The organism is Janthinobacterium sp. SUN128 (genome assembly GCF_030587275.1).
GTDB classification, from domain to species: domain Bacteria; phylum Pseudomonadota; class Gammaproteobacteria; order Burkholderiales; family Burkholderiaceae_D; genus Janthinobacterium; species Janthinobacterium lividum.
In genome coordinates, this window is sequence record NZ_JAPWHY010000001.1 from 3783291 (window position 1) to 3809773 (window position 26483).

Annotated in this window: 19 protein-coding genes and 2 tRNA genes; 10 read left to right on the forward strand and 11 right to left on the reverse strand. The window is 64.4% G+C overall.

Going from position 1 to position 26483, the window contains the following annotated elements; genetic code table 11:
* Positions 1–82 precede the first annotated feature (82 nt).
* The 10 genes from miaA to O3297_RS17155 all read left to right on the forward strand — a co-directional run bounded on the left by miaA (position 83) and on the right by O3297_RS17155 (position 11795).
* Positions 83–1042 (forward strand): tRNA (adenosine(37)-N6)-dimethylallyltransferase MiaA, encoded by a 960-nt coding sequence (gene miaA / locus O3297_RS17110; RefSeq protein WP_305049269.1) that lies wholly within the window; start codon positions 83–85, stop codon positions 1040–1042.
* Positions 1043–1133: 91 nt separating this feature from the next.
* Positions 1134–1210: transfer RNA gene (locus O3297_RS17115), tRNA-Met, on the forward strand.
* 61 nt (positions 1211–1271) lie between these two features.
* Positions 1272–1348, forward strand: a tRNA-Met gene (locus tag O3297_RS17120).
* Positions 1349–1530: 182 nt separating this feature from the next.
* A complete protein-coding gene (locus O3297_RS17125; protein ID WP_034780071.1) occupies positions 1531–2058 on the forward strand; it encodes a sigma-70 family RNA polymerase sigma factor in 528 nt (175 codons plus the stop codon).
* The gene (locus O3297_RS17130; protein WP_305049270.1) at positions 2055–3056 is read left to right on the forward strand and encodes a FecR domain-containing protein; all 1002 of its coding nucleotides are present in this window, start codon (positions 2055–2057) and stop codon (positions 3054–3056) included. The genes O3297_RS17125 and O3297_RS17130 overlap by 4 nt, the downstream gene beginning before the upstream one ends.
* A 79-nt stretch (positions 3057–3135) precedes the next feature.
* Positions 3136–5616, forward strand: a complete 2481-nt coding sequence (locus O3297_RS17135) for a TonB-dependent receptor (protein WP_151096938.1) — start codon at positions 3136–3138, stop codon at positions 5614–5616.
* A gap of 182 nt (positions 5617–5798) precedes the next feature.
* Entirely contained in the window at positions 5799–6785 is a 987-nt protein-coding gene (locus tag O3297_RS17140) for a LacI family DNA-binding transcriptional regulator (protein ID WP_318526607.1), read from the forward strand.
* A 230-nt stretch (positions 6786–7015) separates the two neighbouring features.
* Positions 7016–8416 carry an acid phosphatase gene (acpA, locus tag O3297_RS17145; protein WP_305049271.1) on the forward strand — a complete coding sequence of 467 codons (1401 nt, stop codon included), beginning with the start codon at positions 7016–7018 and terminating at the stop codon, positions 8414–8416.
* Positions 8417–8492: 76 nt separating this feature from the next.
* The gene (locus O3297_RS17150; protein ID WP_305049272.1) at positions 8493–10130 is read left to right on the forward strand and encodes a histidine-type phosphatase; all 1638 of its coding nucleotides are present in this window, start codon (positions 8493–8495) and stop codon (positions 10128–10130) included.
* A gap of 90 nt (positions 10131–10220) precedes the next feature.
* On the forward strand, positions 10221–11795 hold the full coding sequence (locus O3297_RS17155) for a histidine-type phosphatase (protein ID WP_305049273.1): 1575 nt from the start codon (positions 10221–10223) through the stop codon (positions 11793–11795).
* 30 nt (positions 11796–11825) lie between these two features.
* Here the strand turns inward: O3297_RS17155 and O3297_RS17160 are convergent, their stop codons facing one another.
* From O3297_RS17160 to O3297_RS17210, 11 genes are all read right to left on the reverse strand, one after another.
* On the reverse strand, positions 11826–13325 hold the full coding sequence (locus O3297_RS17160) for a CoA-acylating methylmalonate-semialdehyde dehydrogenase (RefSeq protein WP_305049274.1): 1500 nt from the start codon (positions 13323–13325) through the stop codon (positions 11826–11828).
* 10 nt (positions 13326–13335) lie between these two features.
* Complete coding sequence (gene iolB, locus O3297_RS17165; protein WP_305049275.1) at positions 13336–14133, reverse strand: 5-deoxy-glucuronate isomerase; 798 nt, start codon at positions 14131–14133, stop codon at positions 13336–13338.
* A complete protein-coding gene (gene iolE, locus O3297_RS17170) occupies positions 14130–15050 on the reverse strand; it encodes a myo-inosose-2 dehydratase (RefSeq protein ID WP_305049276.1) in 921 nt (306 codons plus the stop codon). The genes iolB and iolE overlap by 4 nt, the downstream gene beginning before the upstream one ends.
* Complete coding sequence (gene iolD / locus O3297_RS17175; RefSeq protein ID WP_305049277.1) at positions 15047–16876, reverse strand: 3D-(3,5/4)-trihydroxycyclohexane-1,2-dione acylhydrolase (decyclizing); 1830 nt, start codon at positions 16874–16876, stop codon at positions 15047–15049. Before iolD ends, iolE begins: the two co-directional genes overlap by 4 nt.
* Positions 16873–18819 carry a 5-dehydro-2-deoxygluconokinase gene (gene iolC, locus O3297_RS17180; protein ID WP_305049278.1) on the reverse strand — a complete coding sequence of 649 codons (1947 nt, stop codon included), beginning with the start codon at positions 18817–18819 and terminating at the stop codon, positions 16873–16875. The genes iolD and iolC overlap by 4 nt, the downstream gene beginning before the upstream one ends.
* Positions 18820–18831: 12 nt before the next feature.
* Positions 18832–19821 (reverse strand): inositol 2-dehydrogenase, encoded by a 990-nt coding sequence (gene iolG, locus O3297_RS17185; protein ID WP_151096947.1) that lies wholly within the window; start codon positions 19819–19821, stop codon positions 18832–18834.
* Positions 19822–19891: 70 nt separating this feature from the next.
* On the reverse strand, positions 19892–21001 hold the full coding sequence (locus O3297_RS17190; protein ID WP_151096948.1) for a porin: 1110 nt from the start codon (positions 20999–21001) through the stop codon (positions 19892–19894).
* Positions 21002–21113: 112 nt separating this feature from the next.
* Complete coding sequence (locus O3297_RS17195) at positions 21114–21944, reverse strand: inositol monophosphatase (RefSeq protein ID WP_208672434.1); 831 nt, start codon at positions 21942–21944, stop codon at positions 21114–21116.
* Positions 21941–23026, reverse strand: coding sequence for an ABC transporter ATP-binding protein (locus O3297_RS17200; RefSeq protein ID WP_151096949.1), 1086 nt, complete (start codon positions 23024–23026; stop codon positions 21941–21943). Before O3297_RS17200 ends, O3297_RS17195 begins: the two co-directional genes overlap by 4 nt.
* Complete coding sequence (locus O3297_RS17205; RefSeq protein WP_225317420.1) at positions 23023–25197, reverse strand: iron ABC transporter permease; 2175 nt, start codon at positions 25195–25197, stop codon at positions 23023–23025. The genes O3297_RS17200 and O3297_RS17205 overlap by 4 nt, the downstream gene beginning before the upstream one ends.
* Positions 25198–25400: 203 nt before the next feature.
* Positions 25401–26420, reverse strand: coding sequence for an ABC transporter substrate-binding protein (locus O3297_RS17210; RefSeq protein ID WP_151096952.1), 1020 nt, complete (start codon positions 26418–26420; stop codon positions 25401–25403).
* Positions 26421–26483 lie beyond the last annotated feature (63 nt).

The following is a 26483-nucleotide window of genomic DNA, read 5'->3' on the forward strand; positions in this document are numbered from 1 at the left end:
GTAATCCGACACTGCGGCGGCGGCATCACGTCGGATTACGCTTGCGCTAATCCGACCTACGCATCACCTTACAAAAGTCAACATGCAAAACACCCCACACCTCCCCCTGGCCGTCGCCATCATGGGCCCCACGGCCAGCGGCAAGACGGCCAGTGCGCTGGCCATCGCGCAAGCCATTCCATCCGAGATCATTTCCGTCGATTCCGCCCTCGTTTACCGCGGCATGGATATCGGCACGGCCAAGCCGTCGAAGGAAGAACTGGCCCAGGTACCGCATCATTTGATCGACATCATCGACCCGCTCGACGCGTATTCCGTGGCGCAGTTCCGCAATGACACCCTGCGCCTGGTGGCGGAGATCACGGCGCGCGGCAAGCTGCCGCTGCTCGTCGGCGGCACCATGCTGTACTTCAAGGGCCTGGCCGATGGCCTCGACGACTTGCCCGGCGCCGATCCCGTCCTGCGCGCCCGGCTGGAAGAAGACGCGGCCGCCATCGGCTGGCCCGCCATGCATGCGCGCCTGGCCGAACAAGATCCCGTCACGGCCGCGCGCCTGGCGCCGCAGGATGCGCAGCGCATCGGCCGCGCGCTGGAAATCATCGCGCTGTCCGGCCAGCCCATGTCGGCCCTGCTGGCGCGGCGCGAAAAGACCGTGCTGCCGTTTCAATTGCAATCGTTCGCGCTGGAACCGTCGGACCGCGCCGTGCTGCATGCGCGCATCGCCACGCGCTTCGACCTCATGCTGAAAGACGACGCCCTGCTCGATGAAGTGGAGCAGCTGCGCCGGCGCGGCGACCTGCACCCGGGTTTGCCCTCGATGCGCTGCGTGGGCTACCGCCAGGCCTGGGAGTATCTCGATGGCCGCATCGACCGCGCCGCCCTGCGCGAGACGGGCATCATCGCCACGCGCCAGCTGGCCAAGCGGCAGCTCACCTGGTTACGCTCGATGCCGGAACGCATCGTCATCGATTGCCTGGGCGCTGATCCGGCCTCGTCCATGCTGGCGCAGATCCAGCCCTTGCTGACGCCGTTACAAAAATAATCATGCCTGTGCTGGCGCGTGAAAAATCCGCACATTTTTTTGCGCCGGCATTGACAAGGAAATGGGAAGACTGGATAATGCTCGGCTGTTGGGTGATATAGCTCAGTTGGTTAGAGCACAGCATTCATAATGCTGGGGTCGGTGGTTCAAGTCCACCTATCACCACCAAAGAACAAGGATCATGGTATCACCATGGTCGCAACCAGCATCCGGTCTGACCGGTCTGTTTGGTGATATAGCTCAGTTGGTTAGAGCACAGCATTCATAATGCTGGGGTCGGTGGTTCAAGTCCACCTATCACCACCAAGAATTTGCAGCATTGATAAACCCGCCCCTGCCCCGTGCAGCGGCGGGTTTTTTCATTTCCGCCATCATCGCGCATGCGGCCTCCACGCAACACCTGCCCTCTGCGCATGCATTGGGGATTGTGGCAAGCGGCCCCTGCGGCTTACAATGAGAATAATTCTCATTTATATTACTCATCACCCATGTCCGCCATCCAGCCCAGCCTGCAACAGCAAGTGCATTCGCTCTACAGCGAGCATCACGGCTGGCTGGTCGGCTGGCTGCGCAAAAAACTCAGCTGTCCGCATGGCGCAGCCGACGTGGCGCAAGATACGTTCGTACGCATCATCGCCTCGCGCGACGCCCTGTTCGGCATGCGCGAGCCGCGCGCCTATCTGTCCACCACGGCAAAGCGATTGCTGCTCGACCGCGCGCGCCGCCAGATACTCGAGCGCAGCTACCTGGCGGAACTGGCCCTGCTGGCCGACAGCCTGCCCGGCGCACCTTCGCCGGACGAGATCCTGATGGCCGTGCAGGCGCTCGAGCAGATCGCCACGGCACTGGATGGCTTGTCCGCCAAGGCGCGCGACGCTTTTTTGCTGCACTACCTGGAAGAACAGCCGCAGGCCGCCGTCGCCGCGCAGCTGAACGTCTCCACGCGCATGGTACAGAAATACCTGGTGCAAGCCTTGCTGGCCTGCCGCCACGCCTGCCCGGCCATGGCGGCATGAACAGCACGCGCACCGACGTGGCGGCCGAGCAGGCCGCACGGTGGATCGTGCGCCTGAGCGCCGACGACCCGTCCGAGCGCGACACGGCGCGGGCCGGCTTCGCCGCATGGAAGGCGGCCGACCCGCTGCACGCGACAGTCGCCGCCGGCATGGAAAACCTGCTGCTTCAATTGAGCGCCGTGCGCGAGCCGGCCGGCGGCGACCATCGCCCCGCGCGCGCCGCCCTGGCCGCCATCGCCCCAAAGCGCCAGCGTCTGCGCCAGCTGGCCGCCGCCAGCGCCGTGGCCGTGCTGGCGCTGACCGGCGCGCTGGTCATCAGCGAGCGCCCCGCCTACCTGCTGGCCGACCTGCGCAGCCCCACGGGACAATGGCAGATGCACACCCTGGCCGATGGCAGCCGCCTGACCCTGGGCAGCCACAGCGCCGTCAACGTGCGCTTCAATGCGGGAGAGCGGCATGTGGAACTGGTACGCGGCGACATCCTCGTCGACGTGGCCAAGGATGCGCAGCGCCCTTTCATCGTCGACAGCAACCAGGCGGCAATCCGCGCGCTGGGCACGCGCTTCAGCGTCCGCAAGGAAGGCGGCAGCACCACCTTGAGCATGCTGGAGTCGAAAGTGCTGGCACAGGTGCCGCAACATCCGGCCGTCGTGGTGCGGGCGGGCCAGCGCGCGCGCATCACGGACGATGGCGTGGGACCTATCGTGGCCATCGATGCGGCCAGCGTGCAGGAAGCGTGGCGCGCGCACCAGCTGGTGGTCGACGACTTGCCGCTGACCGAAGTACTCGACGAGCTGGCGCGCCACCGCCCCGGCCAGCTGCATTACGACCGCGCGCAGATCGCCGGCATCCGCGTGGCCGCCGTGCTGCCGCTGGACGACACGGACAAGGCGCTGCAACTGCTGATCGACAATTTCCCGCAACTGCGCATCCGCATGCTGACGCGCTATCTCGTGATGGTCGACGCCCCCGCCAGCGGCGCCGCAAAAAATAAATAGAGAATTTTTCGCGTTCGCGGTTCCACTGTGCGCATCTCGTGCGTCAAGGCAGCTGAGATCATTCAAAAAAGGCTGTCACATGTACGCTCAAGTCGTTGCCGTTTCCTCCCCGAACACCCTGCGCACGCGTCTGCGCCCGCTGGCCCTGGCCGCCATGCTGCTCGCTGGCGCCGGCCTGCACGCCCAGGCAGTCGCCCAGGCCGTGCCGGCTGTCGCCAGCTACGCCATCCCCGCCGGCCCGCTGGCCGGCGCCCTGAACCGCTATGCGCAGCAGGCAGGCGTCTCCATCGTCATCGACGCCGCCAAGGTGCAAGGCTTGCAAAGCGCCGGACTGCAGGGCAGCTATGCCATCGATGACGGTTTCGCCGTGCTGCTGCGCGGCAGCGGCTACGCCATCGGCAAGACCCCGACCGGCTATGTGCTGGTGGCCGCGCCGGCAACCGCGCCCACAGCGGCCGCTACCTCCGCCTCGGCTGCCGAGCGCACCATGCCCTCGATTACCATCGTCGGCCAGGCCGAACAAGGCGCCACCACCGAAGGCAGCGGCTCCTACACGGCACGCAAGATCACCATCGGCAAGGGCGAGCAGTCGATGAAGGACATCCCCCAATCGGTGAGCGTGCTGACGCGCCAGCGCCTGGACGACCAGGGCATCACGGACTTGCGCGAAGCCGTCAATAACGTCACGGGCGTGGTGGGCGTGCATGGCGTGGGGCCGGGCGTGGTGATCACGGCGCGCGGCTTCCAGATCGACCAATGGCAGTACGACGGCGTGCCGATCGACCGCAACACCTATGCGCTGGGCAACTGGGGCCAGGAAAACATGGTCATCTACGACCGCCTGGAAGTGCTGCGCGGCGCCTCGAGCATGCTGGTCGGCACGGGCAGCCCCGGTGGTTCAGTCAATCTGGTGCGCAAGCGTCCACTGGCCACGCGCGCGATCACGCTGACGGGCCGCGCCGGTTCCTGGGACCATTATGGCGCCCAGGTCGACATCAGCACCCCCCTGAATGCGGAAGGCACCCTGCGCGGACGCGCCATCGTCGATGAAGACGATAGCCACTCCTTCATCGACCAGGTGTGGAGCAAGAACCGCACCCTGTACGCGGCGCTCGACTACGACCTGGCGCCCGCCACCACCGTGGGCCTTGCCGCCAGCCATGTCAAGGCCCACGGCCGTCCCACTTTCATCGGCCTGCCCCGCTACAAGGACGGCAGCGCACTGCCACTGCCGCGCTCTACCTTCACGGGCGCCGACTGGAACCGCAGCCAGGTTGAGCAGAGCACCGTCTACCTGGATCTGGAACACCATTTCAATACGCAATGGAGCCTGAAAGCCTCGGCGCTGGGCACGAATGAAAGCACGAGCTCCACGCACCAGCGCACGGCCTTTGAAATCAATCCCGATGGCAGCGGCGCGCGCTATGGCGACTTTTCCACCGATTTCGACAACCGCAAGCGCGGCATCGACGCTTTCGTGCGCGGCAAATTCAATGGCCTGGGCATCGCGCAGGAAGTCGTCGTCGGCGCCAGCTATGCCAGCTTCACGTCGACCGACCGCTATGCGCGCGCGTGGGAAACAGGTGCGGATATCTTCAATATCAACCACCATCGCCCGTGGCAGGACTTCGACACCATCGCCGCGCGCCCAGCGGGCGTGACCAGCTACAGCACCTACGACATGCGCCAGAAAGGCCTGTACGCCACCTGGAACGGCCAGCTGACGAGCAATCTGAAGGTCCTGCTGGGCGGGCGCTTCAACTGGTACGACTTCCTGTATGCCACGCCGGACGGCTACCGCGACGCCACCAGCGCCACGGCAAAGTTCACGCCATCGGTGGGCCTGATCTATGCACTGACGCCGCAATGGTCGGCCTATGCCAGCTATGCGGACGTGTTCCAGCCGCAGACGAACCACGATGTGGCAGGCCGGACCCTCAAACCGATCACGGGCAGCAGCTACGAAGGCGGCATCAAGGGTGAACTGCTGGACGGCAAGCTCAACACCTCGCTGGCCGTGTTCCGCTATGACCACAAGGACCGCGCCGTCACCGATTACGCCGCCGGTTTCGCCTGCGATGGCTGGTACTGCTCGCGCGCCTCGGGCAAGGTGCGCAGCCAGGGTCTGGAAGCGGAAATGTCGGGCGAAGTGGCGCGCGGCCTGCAACTGTCGGCCGGCTACGCCTATACGACGACGACCTACCTCGACGATCCGGACAACAAGGGCCAGGTCTTCTCGACGTGGACGCCCAAGCACATGCTGCGCCTTTGGTCGAACTACACCCTGCCTGGCGATTGGGACAAATTCAGCGTGGGCGCCGGCGCCAACCTGCAAAGCCATACGGTCGATACCGGATACACGTTCAAGGTTGCCGGTTTCTCGATCTGGAACGCGCGCCTGGGCTGGCAAGCCACACCGCAAGTGGCCCTGTCGCTCAACGTCAACAACGTGTTCGACAAGCGCTACATCATCCCGTCCTACAACACCACCGGTTCGAACAACTACTATGGCGACCCGCGCAACGTGCAGTTCACCCTGAAGTACACGCCGAAGTGGTAAGACGCTTGAGAAGCTGAGCACCGGCACGCTGGCCATGGCGCGGGACTGGCATTCAGTTCGCGCCGCGGCCGGGATTTTCGGCTAAGATGATGGCGCGGCATTGCGCCGCACCGCATCGTGCATCAGCCTCTCATTCATCTACACCGTCAATGGAACAAAAAGACAAGTCTTGGGTCACTTCGGTGGACGTCGCCAAACGGGCCGGCGTCTCCCGCTCCGCCGTCTCGCGCACGTTCACGCCCGGCGCCAGCGTGGCGCCCGAAACGCGGGCCCGCGTGATGGAAGCGGCGCAGTCGCTGGGCTACCAGGTCAACATCCTGGCGCGCAGCATGAACCAGGGACAAAGCAACCTGGTGGGCGTCGTCATCACGGGCTTCACCGACCCGTTCCGCGTGGCCCTGCTGGGCGAAATCACGCGCAGCCTGAGCGAACATGCGCTGGTGCCGCTGCTGATGAATGCGGAAGACCCCGAGCGCCTCAGCGAATTGCTGCGCATCCTCCTCAGCTACAAGATTTCCGGCGTCATCATGACGTCCGGCTCGCCGCCGTCCGCCGTCGCCACGGAATACCTGCAGCGGCAAGTGCCGGTGGCCATGATCAACCGCGCACGCGACCTGAAAGGCGTGGACGTGGTCAACAGCGACAATCGTCATGGCGGCGAACTGGCGGCCAGCACTCTGCTCGACAGCGGAGCCAAACGGCTGGCCTTCGTCAACACGCGCGCCAGCAGTTTCAGCGGCATCGCGCGCGGCAAGGCCTTCCTCGACCACCTGGCGCCGGCCGTGGCGAAGAAACGCTGCACGGCCGGCGAATACCTGGCCGACGCCATCGGCTACCAGGCGGGCCAGGAAGCTGCCGACGCCCTGCTCGCATCAAGCAAGTTGCCCGACGGCGTCTTTTGCGCCACCGACCTGATCGCCTGCGGCTTCATCGATGCGGCGCGCAGCAAGTACGGCATCGACGTGCCCGCGCAACTGCAGGTGATCGGCTTCGACGACATTCCCATGGCGGCGCTGGACGCCTACCAGCTGACCACCATCCGCCAGGATGCGGGCGAACTGGCGCGCCGCGCCGTCAAGAGCCTGGTCGAGCGCATGGAAAAATTTGCCATGCCGGGCCGCCTGAAGGAAGTGCCCGTCACCCTGGTGCGGCGCGGCACGACGCGCTAAGCGATGCAACACGGCAGATGGCGCCGCGCCGTCTGCCCGCCCGCCACGGCCCGCCGTTCCCCGTTTTCCACACTTTTTCATCCCCCACCTGTACTTGTTGACATCAAAAAAAATCCGGGTTACTGTTTGCACACGCGTACTGCACACGTGTGCAATTTCTTCAAACAGGCCAGTTCTGGCCACACCATTAAAAAAACGCCCCGTCCGCGGAGGCGTATCAGGAGACTGTTATGTTGAACCACGTTCTAAGAATCGCCCTGTTCGGCGCCGGGGCCATCGGCCTGGCGGCCTGCACCACCCCCACCGCCACGCGGCAAGATATGGCCGCCACGGTCGCCGCCGATCCGAAGCTGGCGAAGATCGGCCAGATCGTCGTCGTGTACATGGAAAACCGCAGCTTCGACCATCTGTTCGGCACCTTCCCCGGCGCCGACGGCATCGCCAATGGCCACGCGCCCGACACCACCACGCAGATAGGCCCCGATGGCAAGCCGTACCGCCTGCTGCCCGCCGTGGCGTTCGACAAGGGCGGCCTGGACCCGCGCTTCAAGGGCGACATCGGCAACCAGCCGTTCCGCATGGAGCCGAGCGTCTCGCTGGGCGACAAGACGGCCAGTCCCGTGCATGCCTTCTGGACGCACAAGCGCCAGATCAACGACGGCAAGAATGACCGCTTCGTCGTCGAGGGCAATACGGGCGCCCTGCCCATGGGCTATTTCGACGGCAGCAAGCTCAAACTGTGGACGCTGGCGCAGCGCTACACCTTGGCCGACCGCTTCTTCCAGTCCGCCTACGGCGGTTCCTTCCTCAACCACATGTGGCTGACCTGCGCCTGCACGCCCGTGTTCCCGAACGCGCCCAAGTCCATCGTCGCCCAGGATGACCGCGGCACGGGCCACAAGAAGGGCGAAGAGGCGGAAGTGACGCAGGATGGCTACGCCGTCAACACCATGCAAGGCCCGCTGCTGTTCGACCCCACCAAGAAGCAGACCTTCCTGCCGCCACAAACCATGCCCACCATCGGCGACCGCCTGACGGACAAGGGCATTTCCTGGGTCTACTATGCCGACGGCTACGACATCGCCGTCGCCTCGACCAAGTCGGGCAAGAAGGCCGAGGATTTCTCGTACCACCACCAGCCGTTCACCTACTTCAAACGCTTCATCGACAGTCCGCAGCAGCGCGCCACGCACCTGAAGGACCGCTCCGACATGATCGCCGACATCAAGGCCGGCAAGCTGCCGCCCGTCTCGTTCTACAAGCCGATGGGCAAGAAGAACATGCACCCGGGGATGGAAAAATCGAGCGTGGCGGCCGGCGACGACGAGGGTGTGGCCATCATCAGCGCCATCATGGAAGGCCCGCAATGGAAGGACACCGTCGTCATCGTCACCACCGATGAAAACGGCGGCTTCTGGGACCACGTCTCGCCACCGAAAGGCGACCGCTTCGGCCCTGCCACGCGCATCCCCGCGCTGGTGATCTCGCCCTTCAGCGAAGGCGGGCATATCGACCATACCGAATATGAAACCGTGTCGATCCTGAAGTTCATCGAGGAACGGCACGGCCTGGCGCCATTGAGCGAGCGCGATGCGCGTGCCAACAGCCTGGCCAAGGCCCTCAAGCTGTAACTCCCCCCTGCCTGTCTACCCTGGGTACGCCGTCCTGCGCGGAGCACCCGGGCTAACCACACCTGAAGGAAACGCCATGCTGCACGCACGCCATCTTCCCCTGTCCCTCCTGATGCTCGCCCTGGCCGCCTGTGGCGGCGGCGATGATACGCCGCCCCCTGTCACGCCACCGGTCACGCCACCGGTAACGCCGCCGGTGACGCCCCCGGTGACGCCACCGCCCGCCACCTACTACCAGACCAAGACGCCATACACGCCACAACAGGAAGCCGCCACCTACGAAGCCGCGCCAGCCGGCTACGCGCCGGTGTTCACCGAACTGGTGGCGCGCCACGGCTCGCGCGGCCTGTCGAGCATGAAGTACGACGCCGCCTTCTACAACGTCTGGCAAAGGGCCGCCGCCGACGATGCGCTCACGCCGCTGGGACAAAAACTGGGCGCCGATATCCTGAAACTGATGAAGGCCAACGCCCTGCTCGGCTACGGCGTGGACGGCATCACGGCGCCCGGCTACGGCAACCTGTCGCAGACGGGCATCAATGAACACAAGCAGCTGGCCGTGCGCATGCTGGCGCGCCTGCCCGCCCTGTTCACGCAACTGGGTAGCAATGCCGCCAGCGCGCCGCGCCAGATCGTCACCGTCAGTTCCGGCGTGGACCGCGCCAAGGACAGCGCCGCGTATTTCGCGCAGTCGCTGGCCAGCACTGCGCCGGCCGTCGCCCCGCTGATCACCTTGCCGCCCGCCCCCGCCGGCTACCCGGCCGGCAAGCCCGTGGCTCAGCCGGCCGGTACCAACCGCTTCCTGCTGTATGCGCACAAGCTGGTGCCGAAGACGGACCTGGTCACCGATACCCTCGACCGCTACTACCAGACCTACCAGGACAGCCAGGCCTACCAGACCTACCTGAAAAGCCCCGACTTCCTGGCCAAATACACGGCCATCGACACGGACGCCACGGCGCGCACCCTGGGTCGCGAAGTGCTGGAACGCCTGTTTACCAAGGCGTTTGTGGACAAGATCGACAACGGCACCTACAGCTTCGCCAATACGGGTACTTACAGCTTCACCAGCGACGACGGCAAGTTCACCAACACCGTCACGGGCGACGGCGAGACCACCATCAAGGGCCTGGCCGATGCCGCTTCCGTGCTGTACAACCTGTACGCCATCATGGCCGGCATGACGAACGAGGTCAAAGCCGATTTCGTACAGTACATGCCGTCGGACGCGGCCAAGTACCAGGCCTTCGTGCAGGACTACCAGGATTTTTACAACAAGGGTCCCGGCACCACGGAAAGCGCCGGCGTCACCTGGAACTACGTGCGCGCGCTGCGCGAAGACTTCTTCACGGAAGTGGACGCCATCGCGCGCGGCGACCTGTCGCACGGTGCCAAGCTGCGCTTCACGCACGCCGAAGCCATCATCCCGCTGGCCACGGCCATGGGACTGAAGACCGTCGTCGGCACGCTGCCGGCGGCGCAGACCTACAGCTATGACAACAGCAGCTGGCGCGGCCTGTATGTGGCGCCGATGGCCGCCAACATGCAGTGGGATGTGTACCGCGACGGCAGCGGCAATGTGCTGGTGAAGATGCTGTACAACGAAAAGGAAACGGAATTCCAGGCCGCCTGCGATGGCGCCCGCTTTGCCGCCGGCAGCCATTTCTACGTGTACGCGAAGCTGAAGACCTGCTACGGCCACGTGGGACAGTAAGCAGGGAACGCAGGCGGGCATCCGTGCCCGCCTGTTTCACGTTTGGTGCTAGGCTTGCACGTAGGAAATTAAACTCAGCTACGGACTTCCATGCGCCCACCACTTACCCCTACCAGCAAGATGCTGGCCCTGGCACTCGCCATCTGCGCCAGCCCCGCCCTGGCCATCGAAGGCTATTACCAGACCAAGACGCCGTATGCGCCGCAGCAGGACCCGGCCACCTATGCCGCGCCGCCGGACGGCTTCCAGCCCATCTTCACGCAGCTGGTGGCACGCCACGGCTCGCGGGGGCTCACCAGCATGAAAAACGATGCGGCCCTGTATGCGATGTGGCAGCAAGCCGCCGCCCAGGATGCGCTCACTCCCCTGGGACGCGAACTGGGTCCCGACATCCTGGCCCTGATGAAGGCAAATGCCTTGCTCGGCTATGGCGTGGCCGGCATCGAGCAAGCCGGCTATGGCAATCTGTCGCAGACGGGCATCGACGAACACCGGCAGCTGGCAGCGCGCATGCTGGCGCGCCTGCCCGCCCTGTTCGCGCAAGTGGGGCAGGCGGCGGCGACGGCACCGCGCCAGCTCGTCACCATCAACTCGGGCGTGGACCGCGCGCGCGACAGTTCGCGCTTCTTCACGCAATCGCTGCTCGAGCACGCACCCGCGCTGGCGCCCTTGTTATACCTGCCGCCCGCGCCGGCACCTTACCCGCAAGGACGCAAGGCAGTGGCGCAGCCCGGTGGCGTGAACCGCTTCCTGCTGTATGCGCACAAGCTGGCGCCGCAGACGGACCGCGTCACCGATCGGGCCAACCCGCATTACGCCACCTATGCCGCCAGCCAGGCCTACCAGTACTATGAAAGAACCAAGCAGCTGCATGCGCTGATGGATGCACCAGCACGGCAGCCGGAAGCGGCCGCGCATGCGCGCCACGTGCTCGAACGGCTGTTTGCGCCCGCCTTCCTCGACCAGTTTGAAGGCGGCCGCGCCAGCTATGCGGACACGGGCAGCTACACCTTCACCAGCGAGGACGGCAAGCTCACGCGCACCATGACGGGCAGCGGCAAGACCGTCATCCGCAGCCTGAATGCGGCCGCCACGAAACTGTATGAGCTGTATGCGATCGCCGCCGGCATGCGGCATGAAGTGCCGGCCGATTTCAGCCGCTACATGCCCGTCGAAGATGCGCGCTACTACGCGTATGTCGCCGACTACGAGGATTTTTACCAGAAGGGACCGGCCACCACGGAAAGCAGCGGCGTGACCTGGCGTTTCGCGCTGGCCTTGCGCGAGGATTTTTTCAAGGAAGTCGATGCGCTGGCCAGGGAAGACTTGCGCCACGCGGCCAAGCTGCGCTTCACGCACGCCGAGATGCTCATTCCGCTCGCTTCGGCCATGGGCTTGAAGCAGGTGCTGGCGCCCTTGCCGGCATCGGCCAGCTACAGCTATGAGACGAATCCGTGGCGCGGCCAGAGCTTCTCGCCGCTGGCGGCCAACATGCAGTGGGATGTGTACCGCAACGGCGAAGGCCGGCTGATCGTGCGTTTGCTGTACAACGAAAAGGAAACCGACTTCCAGGCTGCCTGCGACGGTGCCCGCATCGCGCCCGGCAGCGTCTTCTACGACTATGCGAAACTGAAAACCTGCTACGGCCACGTGGCGGCGCGCTGACGCGCTGATGCTGCGCGCCGCCATCGCACCTTACTTCAGGGTCGGCATGGAAAATTCGGCGCCGGCAGCCGTGGAAGCGGGCCAGCGCTGCGTCACCGCCTTCTGCTTCGTGTAGAACCGCACGGATTCCGGACCATGCGCGTGGTGGTCGCCGAACAGGCTGCGCTTCCAGCCGCCGAAGCTGTGGAAAGCCATCGGCACGGGGATCGGCACGTTGACGCCCACCATCCCCACCTGCACCCGGTGCGTGTATTCGCGCGCCGTATTCCCATCGCGCGTGTAGATCGCCGTGCCATTGCCGTACTCATGCGCATTGACCAGGTCCAGCGCCGTGGCAAAATCGGGCACGCGCACGATGCACAGCACGGGGCCGAAGATTTCCTCCTTGTAGATCGTCATCTCGGGCGTTACATGGTCGAACAGGCTGCCGCCGAGGAAAAAGCCGTTTTCGTGGCCTGGCAAGACGAAACCGCGCCCGTCACTGACCAGCTTGGCGCCTTCCTTGACGCCCGTGGCGATATAGCCGGCAATCTTCTCCTTGTGCACTTGCGTCACCACAGGCCCCATTTCCGCTGTTAAATCCATGCCCTGCGTGATCTTGAGGGCGGCAATGCGCGGCACCAGCGCCTCGACCAGCTGGTCTGCTACATTGCCCACCGCTACCACCACGGAAATGGCCATGCAGCGCTCGCCCGCCGAACCGAAGGCGGCGCCCATCAGGGCATCGACCGTTTGCGGAATATCCGCGTCCGGCATGACCACCATGTGGTTTTTCGCGCCGCCCAGCGCCTGCACGCGCTTGCCCTGCGCGCAGCCGGTGGCGTAGATATACTCGGCGATCGGCGTGGAACCGACAAAGCTGACGGCGCGCACGTCCGGGTGATGCAACAAGCCATCGACGGCTTCCTTGTCGCCCTGCACCACGTTGAAGACGCCATCGGGCAAACCCGCATCCGTCAACAGCTGCGCCAGCAGCAGGCTGGCCGACGGGTCGCGCTCGGACGGCTTTAATACGAAGGTATTGCCGCAGGCAATTGCCATCGGGAACATCCACATCGGCACCATCACGGGAAAATTGAAGGGCGTGATTCCGACGCACACGCCGAGCGCCTGGCGGATGGACCAGGCGTCGATGCCGCCGGCCACCTGCTCCGAATACTCCCCCTTCATCATTTGCGGGATGCCGCAGGCAAATTCCACTACTTCGATGCCACGCGTCACTTCCCCTTTGGCATCCGTGAACACTTTGCCGTGCTCTGCCGTGATCAGCGCAGCCAGCTTGTCGGCGTTTTGCTCCAGCAACTCCTTGAACTTGAACATGATCCTGGCGCGGCGCAGGGGCGAGGTTTGCGACCAGGCGGGAAATGCCGCATGGGCGGCGGCCACGGCCGCGTTCAATTCGGAAGGCGTCGCCAGCGCCACCTTCGCCGTCACGGCGCCCGTAGCGGGATTGAAGACGTCGCTCATGCGCTCGGAGCGCGAAGCCATCGGGTTGCCACCAATAAAGTGGCCGATCTGTTGCATTGTCATTGGAGTTCCTTTATTTGCTATTCATCAGCCACTCATGGGCCGGATCATTTTTAAAGTGCCACACGCGTTGCGGGCCGGCCATCACGTTCAGGTAATACCCATCGTAGCCATACGGCACGGTCACGGGGTGGTAGCCCCTGGGCACCATCACCACGTCGTGGTTTTCCACGGCCATGGCTTCATCGATGGAACGGTCATCCGTGTAGACCCGCTGGAAGGCAAAGCCCTGCTCCGGGTTCAGGCGGTGGTAATAGGTTTCCTCGAGCGAACTTTCCAGCGGCACATTGTCGCTGTCGTGTTTATGCGGCGGATAGCTCGACGAATGGCCGGATGGCGTCACCACCTCCACCACCAGCAAGCCGTCGGCCTCGGCCGTCTGCGGCAGGATGTCGCACACATAACGCGTGTTGGCACCCTTGCCGCGCACAGAGCGCGTCATGGACGATGGCTCGATCAGGCGTGCCGGACGCTGGGTCGTGGCCGGTGCGCTGCACAGGGCCACTTCCGCGTTGCTCACCGCCGTGATGCTGACCTTGGTTTCCAATGGGACATACACGGCATACGGCGAGCGCTCCTCGAAGACGCTTTGGCGCTTGCCGATGGCTTCCCAGGTCTGTTCACCGGCCCGCACCGTCACCGTGCCCGTCAGCACGACGATGCACAGTTCGCGGCTGCCTGTCTCCAGGTTCAATGACTCGCCCGCTTGAAGCCGGTGCGCGGCAAAGCCCACATGCGTCCAGCCGGCCGACTCTGGCGTCACCTCGACGATGGCGGAACCGGGCCGGGCCTTCACCAGCAGCGGGCTCATGCCGCCTCCCGGCCCAGGCGGGGAATCGCATCGACCAGGCGTGCCAGGTAATCGTGGCCCATCTTCGCGTATTCGTAGCTGGGCGCGACGGCCGGGTCTTGCTCCGCTTCCACCACCAGCCAGCCTTCGTAGCCGTGCAAATACAGCCACGTCAGGATGGCCGGGAAGTCGATGCTGCCGTCGCCCGGCACGCTGAAGGCGCCATTGATGACGGCCTGCAAGAAACTCCAGTGGCCATTGCGGGCCAGTTTCACCACATTCGGGCGCACGTCCTTGCAATGCACGTGGCAAATGCGATCGATATGTTTATTCAGCACTGCCAGCGCATCGCCGCCGGCAAAGGTGATGTGGCCCGTGTCGAACAGCAAGCCGACCTCGGGTCCCGTCAAGGCCATCAATTGCTCCACATCGGCCGGCGTTTCCACGTAAGCGCCCATGTGATGGTGATAGGCCAGGCGTACTCCATACGCCAGCAGGTGGGCGGCAAAGGCCGTCAATTTGTTTGCATATTCCTGCCATTGCTGCTGCGACTGGAAACGGGGGCGCTTATACAGGGCGCGCGCTTCGCCCTGGATGGCGTCGGCCACTTCGCCGTAGACCATCACGGTGGCGCCGCTGTCCGCCAGCAAACGCAGATGCGATGCCACTGCGGCGATCTCTTCCTCGACAGAGCGGTGCGCCAGGCGCCCCGAATACCAGCCGGAAACACACGCCAGGCCATACTTGCCCAGCACGGCGTTCAAGGCCGGGGCATCTTTCGGAAACTTGTTGCCCAGTTCAAACCCCACGTAGCCGATCTCGGCGCCTTCCTTCAGGGCCGTTTCCAGCGGGGTTTCTCCCCCCAGCGACGGCAAATCGTCGTTCATCCACGAGATCGGGTTGATGCCGATCTTCACATTCCATGTCGGTGCGTTCATTGTTGTTGTCCTTGGCGGTCAAGTTCATAACGGGCGCGCGCAAGCTGCACGCCGGGCTGGGTGGAGACCTCGGGCACGGCCACTTCCCACCAGCAACCACCCTCTTCGGTCGTGCGCGTGTCGTCCGTATCGATGCAGATCAGATAGGTACGCGTAGCGGCGCGGGCGCGCAGCATCGCCTGCTCCAGTTCGGCAATCGAACCCACATGTTCGGACAGCGCGCCCAGCGATTGCGCATGCAGGGCAAAGTCGATATGCGGTGCGCTATCGGGCAACATATTGTTGAACGAAGCATTGCCGCACGCCTGCTGCAGGCGGTTGATGCAGCCATAGCCCCGGTTGTCGAGCACGACGATGATGAGTTTTTTATCGAGCATGACGGAAGTGGCGATTTCCGAATTCATCATCAGATAGCTGCCGTCGCCCACCATGACGACGACCTCCGCTTCCGGTTTCGCCATCTTGACGCCGAGGCCGCCGGCGATTTCATAGCCCATGCACGAATAGCCGTATTCCATGTGGTAGCCGCCCGGCGTCGACGTGCGCCACAGCTTGTGCAGTTCGGCCGGCAGAGTCCCCGCCGCGCAAACGACGATGTCGCGGCTGGTGGAATCGGGAGCGGAACGCTGCACGGCGCCGATGACTTCGCCGTCGTACGGCAAGCCGGCCACCTCGCGTTTGCCGGTGATGGCGGCCACCGTCGCGCGCCAGGCGTTGCCCGCCTGCTGCGCGCGGTCCATCCATTGCCCAGCGCTGTTCCAGCTGCCAAGCAGCCGCGACAGGCCTTGCAAGCCCAGCGTCGCGTCCGCCTGCAAGCCCAGGCCACGACGTTTCAGTACGTCAAAACTGTTGACGTTCAAGCTGACCAGCTGCGCCTGCGCAAACAGGGAATTCGAGCCGGTGGTGAAATCCTGCAGGCGCGTACCGATGGCCAGCACCACGTCCGCATCCGCCGCCAGCGCGTTCGCGGCAGGCGAGCCCGTCACGCCGATGGCGCCCAGTTGCAGCGGATGGTCCCATGGCAAGGCACTCTTGCCCGCCTGGGTTTCCGCCACGGGAATGCCATGGCGCTCGGCAAACGCCTGCAAGGCGGCGCTGGCCTGGCCGTACAGCACGCCGCCGCCAGCCACGATCAGCGGCTGCTTGGCGTTTTTCAACAGCGACACCGCTTCTTCCAGCTCCTGCTCGACAGGCGGCAAGGCACGGAAACGCACGACTCTCGGTTCGAAAAAGCTGGCAGGATAGTCATACGCCATCGTTTGCACGTCTTGCGGCAAAGATAAAGTGACGGGGCCGCAGGCGGCCGGGTCCGTCAAGGCGGCAATCGCCCGTGGCAAGGCGGTCAGCAACTGTTCCGGATAGACGATGCGGTCGAAGTAGCGTGATAAAGGTTTGAAGGCGTCATTCACCGACACGCTGCCGTCGCCGGCGTCTTCCAGCTGCTGCAACACCGGGTCCGGCGCGCGCGAGACGAAGACGTCGCCGGGCAACAGCAAGACCGGCAAGCGATTCACGTGCGCCAGGGCGGCGGCCGTCAGCAAGTTGGTGGCGCCGGGACCGATGGAACTGGTCACCGCCATCATGCGCCGGCGCATGTGCGCTTTTGCGTAAGCGATGGCCGCGTGTGCCATCGCCTGCTCGTTGTGGGCGCGATAAGTCGGGAAACTGTCACGGTACTGGTACAGCGCCTCGCCCAGTCCCGCCACGTTGCCGTGGCCAAAGATGGCGAAGGCGCCGCCGAACAAAGGTTCGCCCCCTTCCACCCGCAAGGCGGCCAGATAGCGCACCAGCGCCTGCGCCATGGTCAATCTGATCGTGGCGCTCATGCTGCACGCTCCAGGCGGTTGCGCGTACGCTGCCACAAGGCGATGAGCTGCTCGAAGTTGGCGCGCACTGCGGCGATCAGGCCCGCGTCGTCGAGTTCGCCCGCCAGCCAGCGGCGGCTCGGTTCCTGGAAGATGGTGCGGCCCACCATGAAGCCGCGGCACGTCGTGCTGGCACTGGCTTGCTCAAAACTGTCGGCTAGGGCAGCAATCGGCGCGTTCAAACCCAGCAGGACGACGCCACGGCAATACGGATCGCGCTCGTGCACGAGGGCATCGATCGCTTGCCATTGCTTGGCCGACATGCTTTCCAGCTTCCACCATTCCGGATAGATGCCCAGGTTGTACAGGCGCTTGACGGCGCGGTACACGGTGTCGTCGTGCTGCGGCAGCGACTTGGCGGGAATAATTTCCAGCAGCAATTCATGGCCCGTGATTTGCGCGGCGTCGTACAAGCCCTTGATCTGCGCTTCCTGCTCCAGGCGGTTTTCCGGCGTATCGTCGGGGTGCAGCTGCACCAGGCACTTGATCACATGTTCCTTGGGCCACTGCGTCAGGCGCGATGCCAGCGAGCGGCCCCAGTCGAATTGCAGCGGGTTCGAGCCCGGCATCTCGACGGGACGCCCGATCCACCAGCCGCGCCCCGTCGCGTCGTTGAGCGCATCGGCGCCATAGCGGTCATCGATCAGCACACCCGTGCCGCCCTGCAATCCACGCGCCGCCTCCGTCTGGCCCACGGCTTGCACGAATAATTGCTTGAGGCGTGCAATCTTCGCCTCGTCGGCGCCGCCCTGCTGCGCCAGCTCAAAGAATTGCGTGCGGTGGTCGAACGCAAACACGCACAGCTCATTCCACTGCTTGCGCGCCACCGTCGTGCGGTGCAGGCGCGCCAGCGTGGCGTCCTGGTCGGGACGGCTCAGTTTGGCCGCGTTGGCGAGGAAATAGTCGAGCTCGACGGGCGACGGCATGGCCGGCGCGCAGCCATGGCGCGACACGACGAGGGCGCCGCAGCCATTCGCATAGCGGCAGCACGCCGCGTAATCCTCGCCGCGCAGCCAGCCTTTCAGGAAACCGGAAAGGAAAGCGTCGCCCGCGCCCAGCACGTTCAGCACGTCCACGCGCACGCCCTGATAATTGAATGCCGCATCGAGGCTGGCAGGAATGCCCGCCTCGATGACGGCGCAGCCCAGCGGCCCGCGCTTGACGACCAGGGTGGCACCGCTCACGGCCCGCACGGCGCGCAGGGACGCCATGATGTCCGCGCCGCCACCGGCGATCATGAATTCCTCTTCCGTGCCGACGATCAGATCAAATTGCGGCAGGATCGCCTGCAAGTGGCTGGTCACGCCTTCGTTCGAGACGAAACGCGTTTCGCCATCGGCCTTGCCCGACAAGCCCCACAGCACGGGCCGGTAATCGATGTCGAGCACGGTGCGCACGTTGCTGGCGCGGGCCAATGTAAGGGCCTGCGTGCTGACGGCGTGCATGGCGGCCGTGGAGAAATGCGTGCCAGTGATCAACAGCGCCTTGCTCGATCCAATGAAGGCCGCATCCACCGAAGATGCTTCGATGGCCATGTCGGCGCAATTTTCACGGTAAAAAATCAGGGGAAACGTGTTTTTATCCTTGATGCCCAGCATCACCAGGGCCGTGAGGCGCTCGCGGTCGATGTCGACGTGGCTGACGTCGCAACCCTCCTGCGACAAGGTATCCGTCAGGAAACGTCCCATATGGTCGTCGCCCACCTTCGACAGCATGGCGGACTTCAGGCCCAGGCGGGCCGTGCCGAAGGCGATGTTCGCCGACGAGCCGCCCAGGTACTTGGCGAAACTGGTGGCGTCTTCCAGGGTGCTGCCGATCTGCTGCGCGTACAGGTCCACCGCCAGGCGGCCCAGGCAGATCACGTCTAGCGCGCGGCCCTGGGCAAATTCAGTCGTATTCTTCATGGCATTGCTTCCTTATGACAGTTGCACGATACGCTGCTCGCGCCACGACACGGTGGCCGCTTCGGCCAGTTCCAGGGCCTTCAAGCCGTCGTGGACGGTGGTGCGCAGGGGCGCGCCATGGGCAAAGGCGTCGAAAAAGTGCGCCATCTCGCTGGCGTAGGCGGCGCGGTAGCGTTCCAGGAAAAAATCTTCCGGACGGTCCACGCTGACGTTGACGGCACCATACGCCGTCACTTCCGTCGGTTTGTGGTTGCCTGCCTGCAGCATGCCGGCGCTGCCCAGCACTTCGAAGCGCTGGTCGTAGCCATAGGCGGCGCGGCGCGTGGTGTTGATCTGGCACAAGCGGCCTTGTGCCGTGCGGATGGTCACGGCCGTGCAATCGAGGTCGCCCGCCGCGCCGATGGCCGGGTCGACGAGGCAGCTGCCCGTCGCGTGCACGCTGACGGCTTCGTCATCGAGTATCCAGCGGAAGATGTCGAAATCGTGGATCAGCATATCCTTGAAGATGCCGCCCGACACCTGGATGTAGCTGACGGGTGGCGGGCCCGGATCGCGGCTGGTAACGATAAGCAACTCCGGCGTGCCGATCTCGCCCGCCGCGATGCGCTGCTTGACGGCGGCGAACGTGGGATCGTAGCGGCGCTGGAAGCCGATCATGCACAGCACGCCCGCTTCCTTGACGGCGGCGGCGGCGGCGCGCGCGCGTTCCAGCGTCAGGTCGACGGGTTTCTCGCAAAAGATGGCCTTGCCGGCGGCGGCCGCGCGCACGATCAGGTCCGCATGCGTGTCCGTACTCGACGCGATCAGCACGGCCTTGACTTCGGGGTCGGCCAGCACGGCTTCCACGCTGGCGACGCTGGCGCCATGCAGGGCCGCCACTTCCGCCGCCGCGCCCGCATGCACGTCGACCACGTATTTCAGGCGCACGCCGGGCTGGCGCACCAGATTGCCAGCGTGAATACGGCCGATGCGGCCGGCGCCGAACAATGCCACTTGAATCATTTCCATCTCCTTGATAGTCGGAAGTACGTTGCCCGAAAATGCACACGTGTGCAAATTCAGGCAAAAAAGGTTAAAACAAGTGAATGACGCCCAGCATAACGCCGCTGAGCTTGGCACCCTTCTTGGTGGCGGCGAAGGCATTGCCGCCAAATGTGTAGTTGGCATTCTTGTCATTATTCGTTTGCGTGTAGTAGGCGTACACGGTGCTGCGCTTGGACAAGTAATACTCGTAGCCCAGGGTGGCCTGCTTGGCGCCGCTGTCATCGCCGCGCACCAGGGTGGTCGCCTTGATGGTCACGCTGCTGCCGTTGGGCGCGCTGCCGGACACATCGCCAGCCACACCGAACCGGCCGATGAAGGAACCGCCGCCCGCCTTGTAGGCACCCGTGATGGTGAAATAGTCCCGCTGCAAGTCGCCGCCGGCCACGTCATACACCAGGCGGTTCCAGGCCACGCCCACATCGCCGCCGCCGAAGTTGTAATTGCCCACGGCGCGGAACATTTTTTCGCTGAAACCGGGACGCAAATCCTTGTGCTTTTCATAGCCGACGGCTCCCTTGACGGGACCGTTCACGTATTGAACGATGCCCGAATAGATGCGGTCGCCATTCGACGCCTCGTTTTCGCTGGCGCGGTAGATCGTGGCGCTGAATCCCTGCACCACGGGCGTGCGATAGCTGACGGCGTTCGAACTGCGGCGGTTGAAGCCTTCGCCCCCAAGCTGGGAAATGTTGGCGTCGTCCTGGATGCCTTCGCCCACGAAACGGTTGGTGTAGCCGTTGATCTGGCGGATCGGCGTGGCGAAGCGGCCCAGCGCGATACGGCCATAGGCGGGGTTTTCCAGGCCGACAAAGGTATCCTTGCTATTGATGGCGCCCGTGCCATCGTCGAGCTTGGCGTTGCCCTCGATCTGGAAGAAGGCCGTGTTGCCACTGCCCAAATCTTCGCGTCCCCGGAAACCGATCTTCGAGGAATTGTCCGACACACGCGACACGGACTCGCCATTCGGCGCCGTGGCCGAACTCGACGTTTCGATACGGTCGAAGCCCGCATGGATACGACCATACACGACGACGCTCGATTCGGCCAGGACGCAGCCTGAGGCGGCCAGCAGCAATACTGCGGCGGCGATCTTGTTCAACTGCATGGTGTTCATCTCGTTTTTCATCCCGTTTTTCATTCTTGTCTCCTGCTTGTTTTTATGGTGGTGGATTACTCATGATGCTCAACAGTGTGTTGCTCCTGCGCGCGCCCGCCGCTGGACGCCTTCCCTCCCTTTCAAAGTAGATGATTTATTGGCAGCGCGGCAATGCCAGCGCTTCCAGTTGCGGATACAAACGGGGACCGCCCACGAGGATGGGGTTGCCCTTTTCCAGGCCGTTATCGGCGAGAAAATCATTGCAGCGCCCGCCCGCCTCGTTGACGAGCACGATGCCCGCCAGGCAATCCCAGGAATTGATGTGCGGCTCGAAATAGCCGATCAGGCGCCCGGCCGCCACGTAGGCGATCATCAAGGCGCCGGAACCGTTGCGGATGAACATGCCGCCCACTTCCAGCACGTCGAGCAGGAACGGTAAAAAGGTGTCGGTGCCCACGCGGTGCGAAAAGCCCACGCCCAGCACGCCGCCCTGCAAGCTGGCCACGTCGTTCACGCGCAGCCGCGTTTCGCCCGCCTTCGCGGTCACGTGCGCGCCCTGCCCCAGGCAAGCATGGAACAGCTCGTCCGCATTCGGGTCGTACACGGCGCCGATGGCGGGCTGGCCGTCGACCAGCACGCCGATCGACACGCACCAGGCCAGCATGCCGTTGACGAAGCAGGCAGTGCCGTCGATGGGATCGATGACCCACACGCAGCGCGCATCGGACGCGCCGCCGCCGCGCTCCTCGCCCACCACGGCGTCTTCCGGGAAGCGCTCGGCGATCTGCGCGCGCAGGAAATCCTCCACCATGCGGTCGGCGATGCTGACCATGTCCTGCAAGCCCTTTTCCTCGATCACCAGCTCCGTGCGGCGCAGGAACATGCCCAGCGCAATCTCGCCCGCCTGGCGGATGATGTGCCGCGCATAGGCATAGCGTTCCAGCGTGGCCGCATCGGCCAGTGCTGCCTGTGTCATATCTGTCATGCTTGTCCTCCAATGATGGCTGCGCCATGTTCGTGTACGGTCATGGCGACCGATGTGCCTTGCGTGAAAACCTGGCTCAAGTCGTGCGAGACGGCAAACAGTTCGCCGACGGGCGTGTCGAGCGTGTATTGCATTTCGCGTCCCAGGTAGGTGGCGCGCGCCACGCGCACCACCATGGCGCTGTCGGGCTGCGCGGGCGACAGCAGGATGGCTTCCGGGCGCACGGCGAAACTGGCTTCGCCGCTGCGCTGGCCGCGGCATGGCAGGCGCAGCCGCAGCTTGCCCATCACGCAGACGGCCTTGCCGTCGGCCACCGATTCGATCACGCCATCGACGATGTTCGCGTTGCAGATGAAGTCGGCGACGAACTTGTCGGCGGGCGACTCGAACAGCTCGTGCGGCGTGCCCTTTTGCGCGATCACTTGCCGGTTCATGACGATGATCTGGTCGGAAATGGCCAGCGCCTCTTCCTGGTCATGCGTGACGTACACGGCCGTCAAGCCCAGCTTGACCTGGATGTCGCGGATCTCGTCGCGCACGCGGCGGCGCAGTTTCGTGTCGAGGTTGGAGAGCGGCTCGTCCAGCAGCAGCACCTTGGGCTGCAGCACCAGCGAGCGGGCCACGGCCACGCGCTGCTGCTGGCCGCCCGACAGTTCGTTCGGGAAGCGCGCGGCGAAGTCGGCCAGGCCCACCAGGCGCAGACTTTCCTGCGCCCGTTCGATGGCGCGCGGCTTGGTCTCGCCCGAGACGGTCAAGCCGTAGCACACGTTGTCGAGCACCGTCATGTGCGGAAACAGCGCATACGACTGGAACACCATGCTGACGTCGCGCTCGGCGGCGGAGGTCAAGGTGACGTCCTCGCCGGCCAGCAGGATGCGCCCGGCGCTGACGCGTTCCAGGCCGGCGATCAGGCGCAGGGTCGAGGTCTTGCCGCAGCCGCTGGGCCCCAGCAGGGTGACCATGGTGCGCGGCGCGATGGTGAACGAGACGTCGTTCACGGCCAGGGCCTTGCCGTAGCGCTTGGTGACGCCGTCGAATTCCAGCGCAGCGATGGCTGTTTCATGGGTAGTAAAGTGGTTCATGCGTAGCTCTTTTCCAGGTTGGGAACGGCGGCCGGCAGCGTTTTTTCGGCGCTGACGCGGCGAAGGCGGCGCTTGCCAACCAGCAGGTGGATCAATTGGATGCACAGCAGGATGACGACGATCAAGACCGTGGCGTAGGCGATCGCCGTGCCGTAGTTGCCGTTCGACACCAGGCCGATGATGTAGGACGTGGCCATGTCATAGTCGGCGCTGACGAGGAAGACGACGGCCGAGATCGACGTGATCGAGCGCACGAAGCCATACACGAGGGCCGAGGCGATGGCCGGACGCAGCAGCGGCAGGATGACCTTGCGCATGGTGGTCCAGCTGCTGGCGCCCAGGGTGATCGAGGCCTCGTCTAGGCTGCCGTCGAGCTGGCGCATGGCGGCGATGCCCGTGCGCAGTCCCATCGGCATGTTGCGGAAGACAAAGCACAGGATCAAAATCGTCGCCGTGCCCGTCAACTCGATCGGCGCCGAGTTGAACGCGAGGATGTAGCTGATGCCGATGACGGTGCCGGGAATGGCAAAGCTGAGCATGGTGCCGAACTCGAACGCGCTCTTCAGGGCGAATTGCTGGCGCACCAGCAGCCAGGCCGAGAGGATGCCGACAAAGGCCGTCAAGGGCGCGGCGATGGCCGAGATCGTCAGGGTGGTGAACAGCGATGGCCAGGCCTGGCCCGTCCAGTGCCAGCCGGAAGCGCCCGCCGTGATGCCGAAGGCGTCGATGTAGTGGCGCAAGGTGAAGGCATTGTCCTGGCCCCAGTTATTCACGAAGCCGCCCGCCACTACCGTACCGTACACCAGGGCCGTGAAGGCGAACCATGGCAGGGCGATGGTCCACAGGGTGGTCTTCAGGCGCGGGTTGAGCGAGGCGTGGCCGCCATGGTCGGCCTTGCCCGTCACCGTCACATACGATTTCTTGCCCAGCCACAGGTTCTGGATGAAGAAGGCGCCCACGGCAAAGGTCAGCAGCACGATGGCCAACGTCGCGGCGCGGCCCTGGTCGTTCGAGGCGCCCACCACGGAAAAGAAGATTTCCGTCGACAGCACGTGGAAGTTGCCGCCCAAGACCATCGGGTTGCCGAAGTCGGCCATGCTTTCGATAAAGCACAACAGGAAGGCGTTGGCGATGCCGGGACGCATCAAGGGCAGCGACACCTTGACGAAGGTTTGCCAGCTGCTCGCGCCCAGGGTGCCCGACGCCTCTTCCAGCGAAGGGCTGACGCCTTCCACCACGCCTATCAATGTCATGAAGGCGATCGGCGCAAAGGCCAGCATCTGCGACAGCCACACGCCCGTCATGCCGTACAGCCAGCGGCTTTGTTCGATGCCAAACAGGTCGCCGACCAGGCCCGTGATGGCGCCGTTGCGGCCGAACAGCAGGATCAGCGCCAGGCCCAGCACGAACGGCGGCGTGACGATGGGGAGTATCGTGATGGCGCGCATCGGACGCACCCAGCGGCCATTGGTGCGCGTCACCAGCAGGGCGAACACGAGACCGAGGAAGGTGGCCGACACGCCCGTCAGCAAGGCCAGCGCCAGGGTGTTCCAGGCCACGCCGCAGCGGCCGGGACCGGACACGCAATTGAGGCTCCAGATGCCCGGATCCGCCAGGCGGCGCGCCAGGGCGGCGGCGCCCGTGCCGCCATCGTCCATCGGCTGGCCGGCGCTGACGAGGATCAGCGCGACGGGGAACAGCACGAACAGGGAAATCAGGCAAATGATGAGGCCGATGGCGCCGGCGACGAAGGCGTCGCCGCGGCACACGCCGCAGGCGGCCGCGCCGGACGTGAGGAGGAACAGCAGGCACAGCGCCAGCAGCAGCGCGCCGAAACCCAGGCCGGTGCCGGCGGCCAGCGGGCCCCAGCCCAGCCATGCCAGCCACAGCATGCCGGTGCCGCCGATGGCGATCTGGCCCAGGCCCAGGGTCTTGCGGTGGGGATTGGCGGCCACCAGCGCGGCGCTGGCGGCGAGCAGAGCGAAGAACACGCCCAGCGGCCAGGCGCCGAACGACAGCAGGTGCAGCACGGCCGGTGCGCCACGCTCCGCGAAGAACTGGCCGTCGCGCAGCCATTCACCGGCGAACAGTCCCGCTTCCTGCTGCTGCCAGGGCAACAGGCACAACGCTGCCAGGGCGGCCAGCAGCCAGCCGTAAAATATTTTTTTCATGAGTTTCATCCAACTATGGACGTCTGAAATTCTGTTGCGCGGTGCGCCTTGATTTCCAGACGTTTTGAACAATTTATATAGGTTTAACGCCTGCCAAAACTGTAGCGAGCGGCAGTGAGTTGTAGCCGAGACGCGCAGCTGTGCGCTAGCACAGTGAGCATCGCAGGCTGCAAATCGCGACGCGCAGTAAGTTTTGGCGCGCGTTAATTGCCGGCAGAATAAATCTGCGTCGTCCAGCGTTGTAATAAGCGCTTGCGCGTGTCCGACGCGCCATACTTGGCGAAATCGTAGTTGATAGTCTTGATGTTTTCCAGGCGCGGCGAGGCGGCGGGAATGGTGGCGGCCACGTTGGACGGGATCTGGAAGGCCAGCGCCTTGACGGCCTCGCTCTGCACGTCGGGACGCAGGGCGAATTCATAGAATTTCTTTGCCTGCTCCATGTTTTTCGCGCCCTTGACGATGCTCATCGAGCCGATCTCGTAACCCGTGCCTTCGCAAGGCGGCAAGACTTTCACGGGAAAGCCTGCCACGGTGAGTTTCATCAGGTCATGCATGAAGCCGATGGCCACGCCCGCTTCGCCGCGGCCCACGTCCTCGCCGGGCGCCACGCCCGCGTTCGGATACTTGCTGACATTCTGGCCCATTTTCGCCAGGAAATCGAAGGCTTCCTCTTCACCGAACAGCTGCACCACGGTGGCCAGCGCGTTGTAGGCGGCACCCGAGGAGTTCGGGTTGGCCATCTCGATCTCGCCCTTGTAGGCGGGCTTGACGAGGTCTTTCCAGCATTGCGGCGGCGGCAGGTTTTTCTTCTTCAGCACGTTTTCGTTGTAGGCCAGGCCCAGGATGCCGATGTAGATGCCGACGGTGCGGTATTTGGCCGTCTCGGCCTGCTTGAGCGCCCACGGCTGCAGCTTGGGCAGGGTGGGCGACTTGTATTCTTCCGTATAGCCTTCGGCGGCGGCCTGCAGGTGCGGGTCGCCCGTGCCGCCCCACCAGATGTCCGATTTCGGGTTCGACGCTTCGGCGCGGATCTTCGCATACGCCTCGCCGGCGCTCTTCCTGATCATCGACACTTTGATCTTGCTTTCCGCCTCGAAGCGGTTCTTCATCAGCTGGCACCATTCCATGTCGGCCGAGCACAGCACGGACAGGCGTTCGTCGGCGGCCATGGCCGTCATCGGCAGGGCCAGGCTTATAGCGATCGCAACATTGCGCATCTTCATCGTCTCACTCCAAGTTTGTTGTCGTTGTGGTACTTCAGACCGCACCGCTATCTTGCGGTGTCA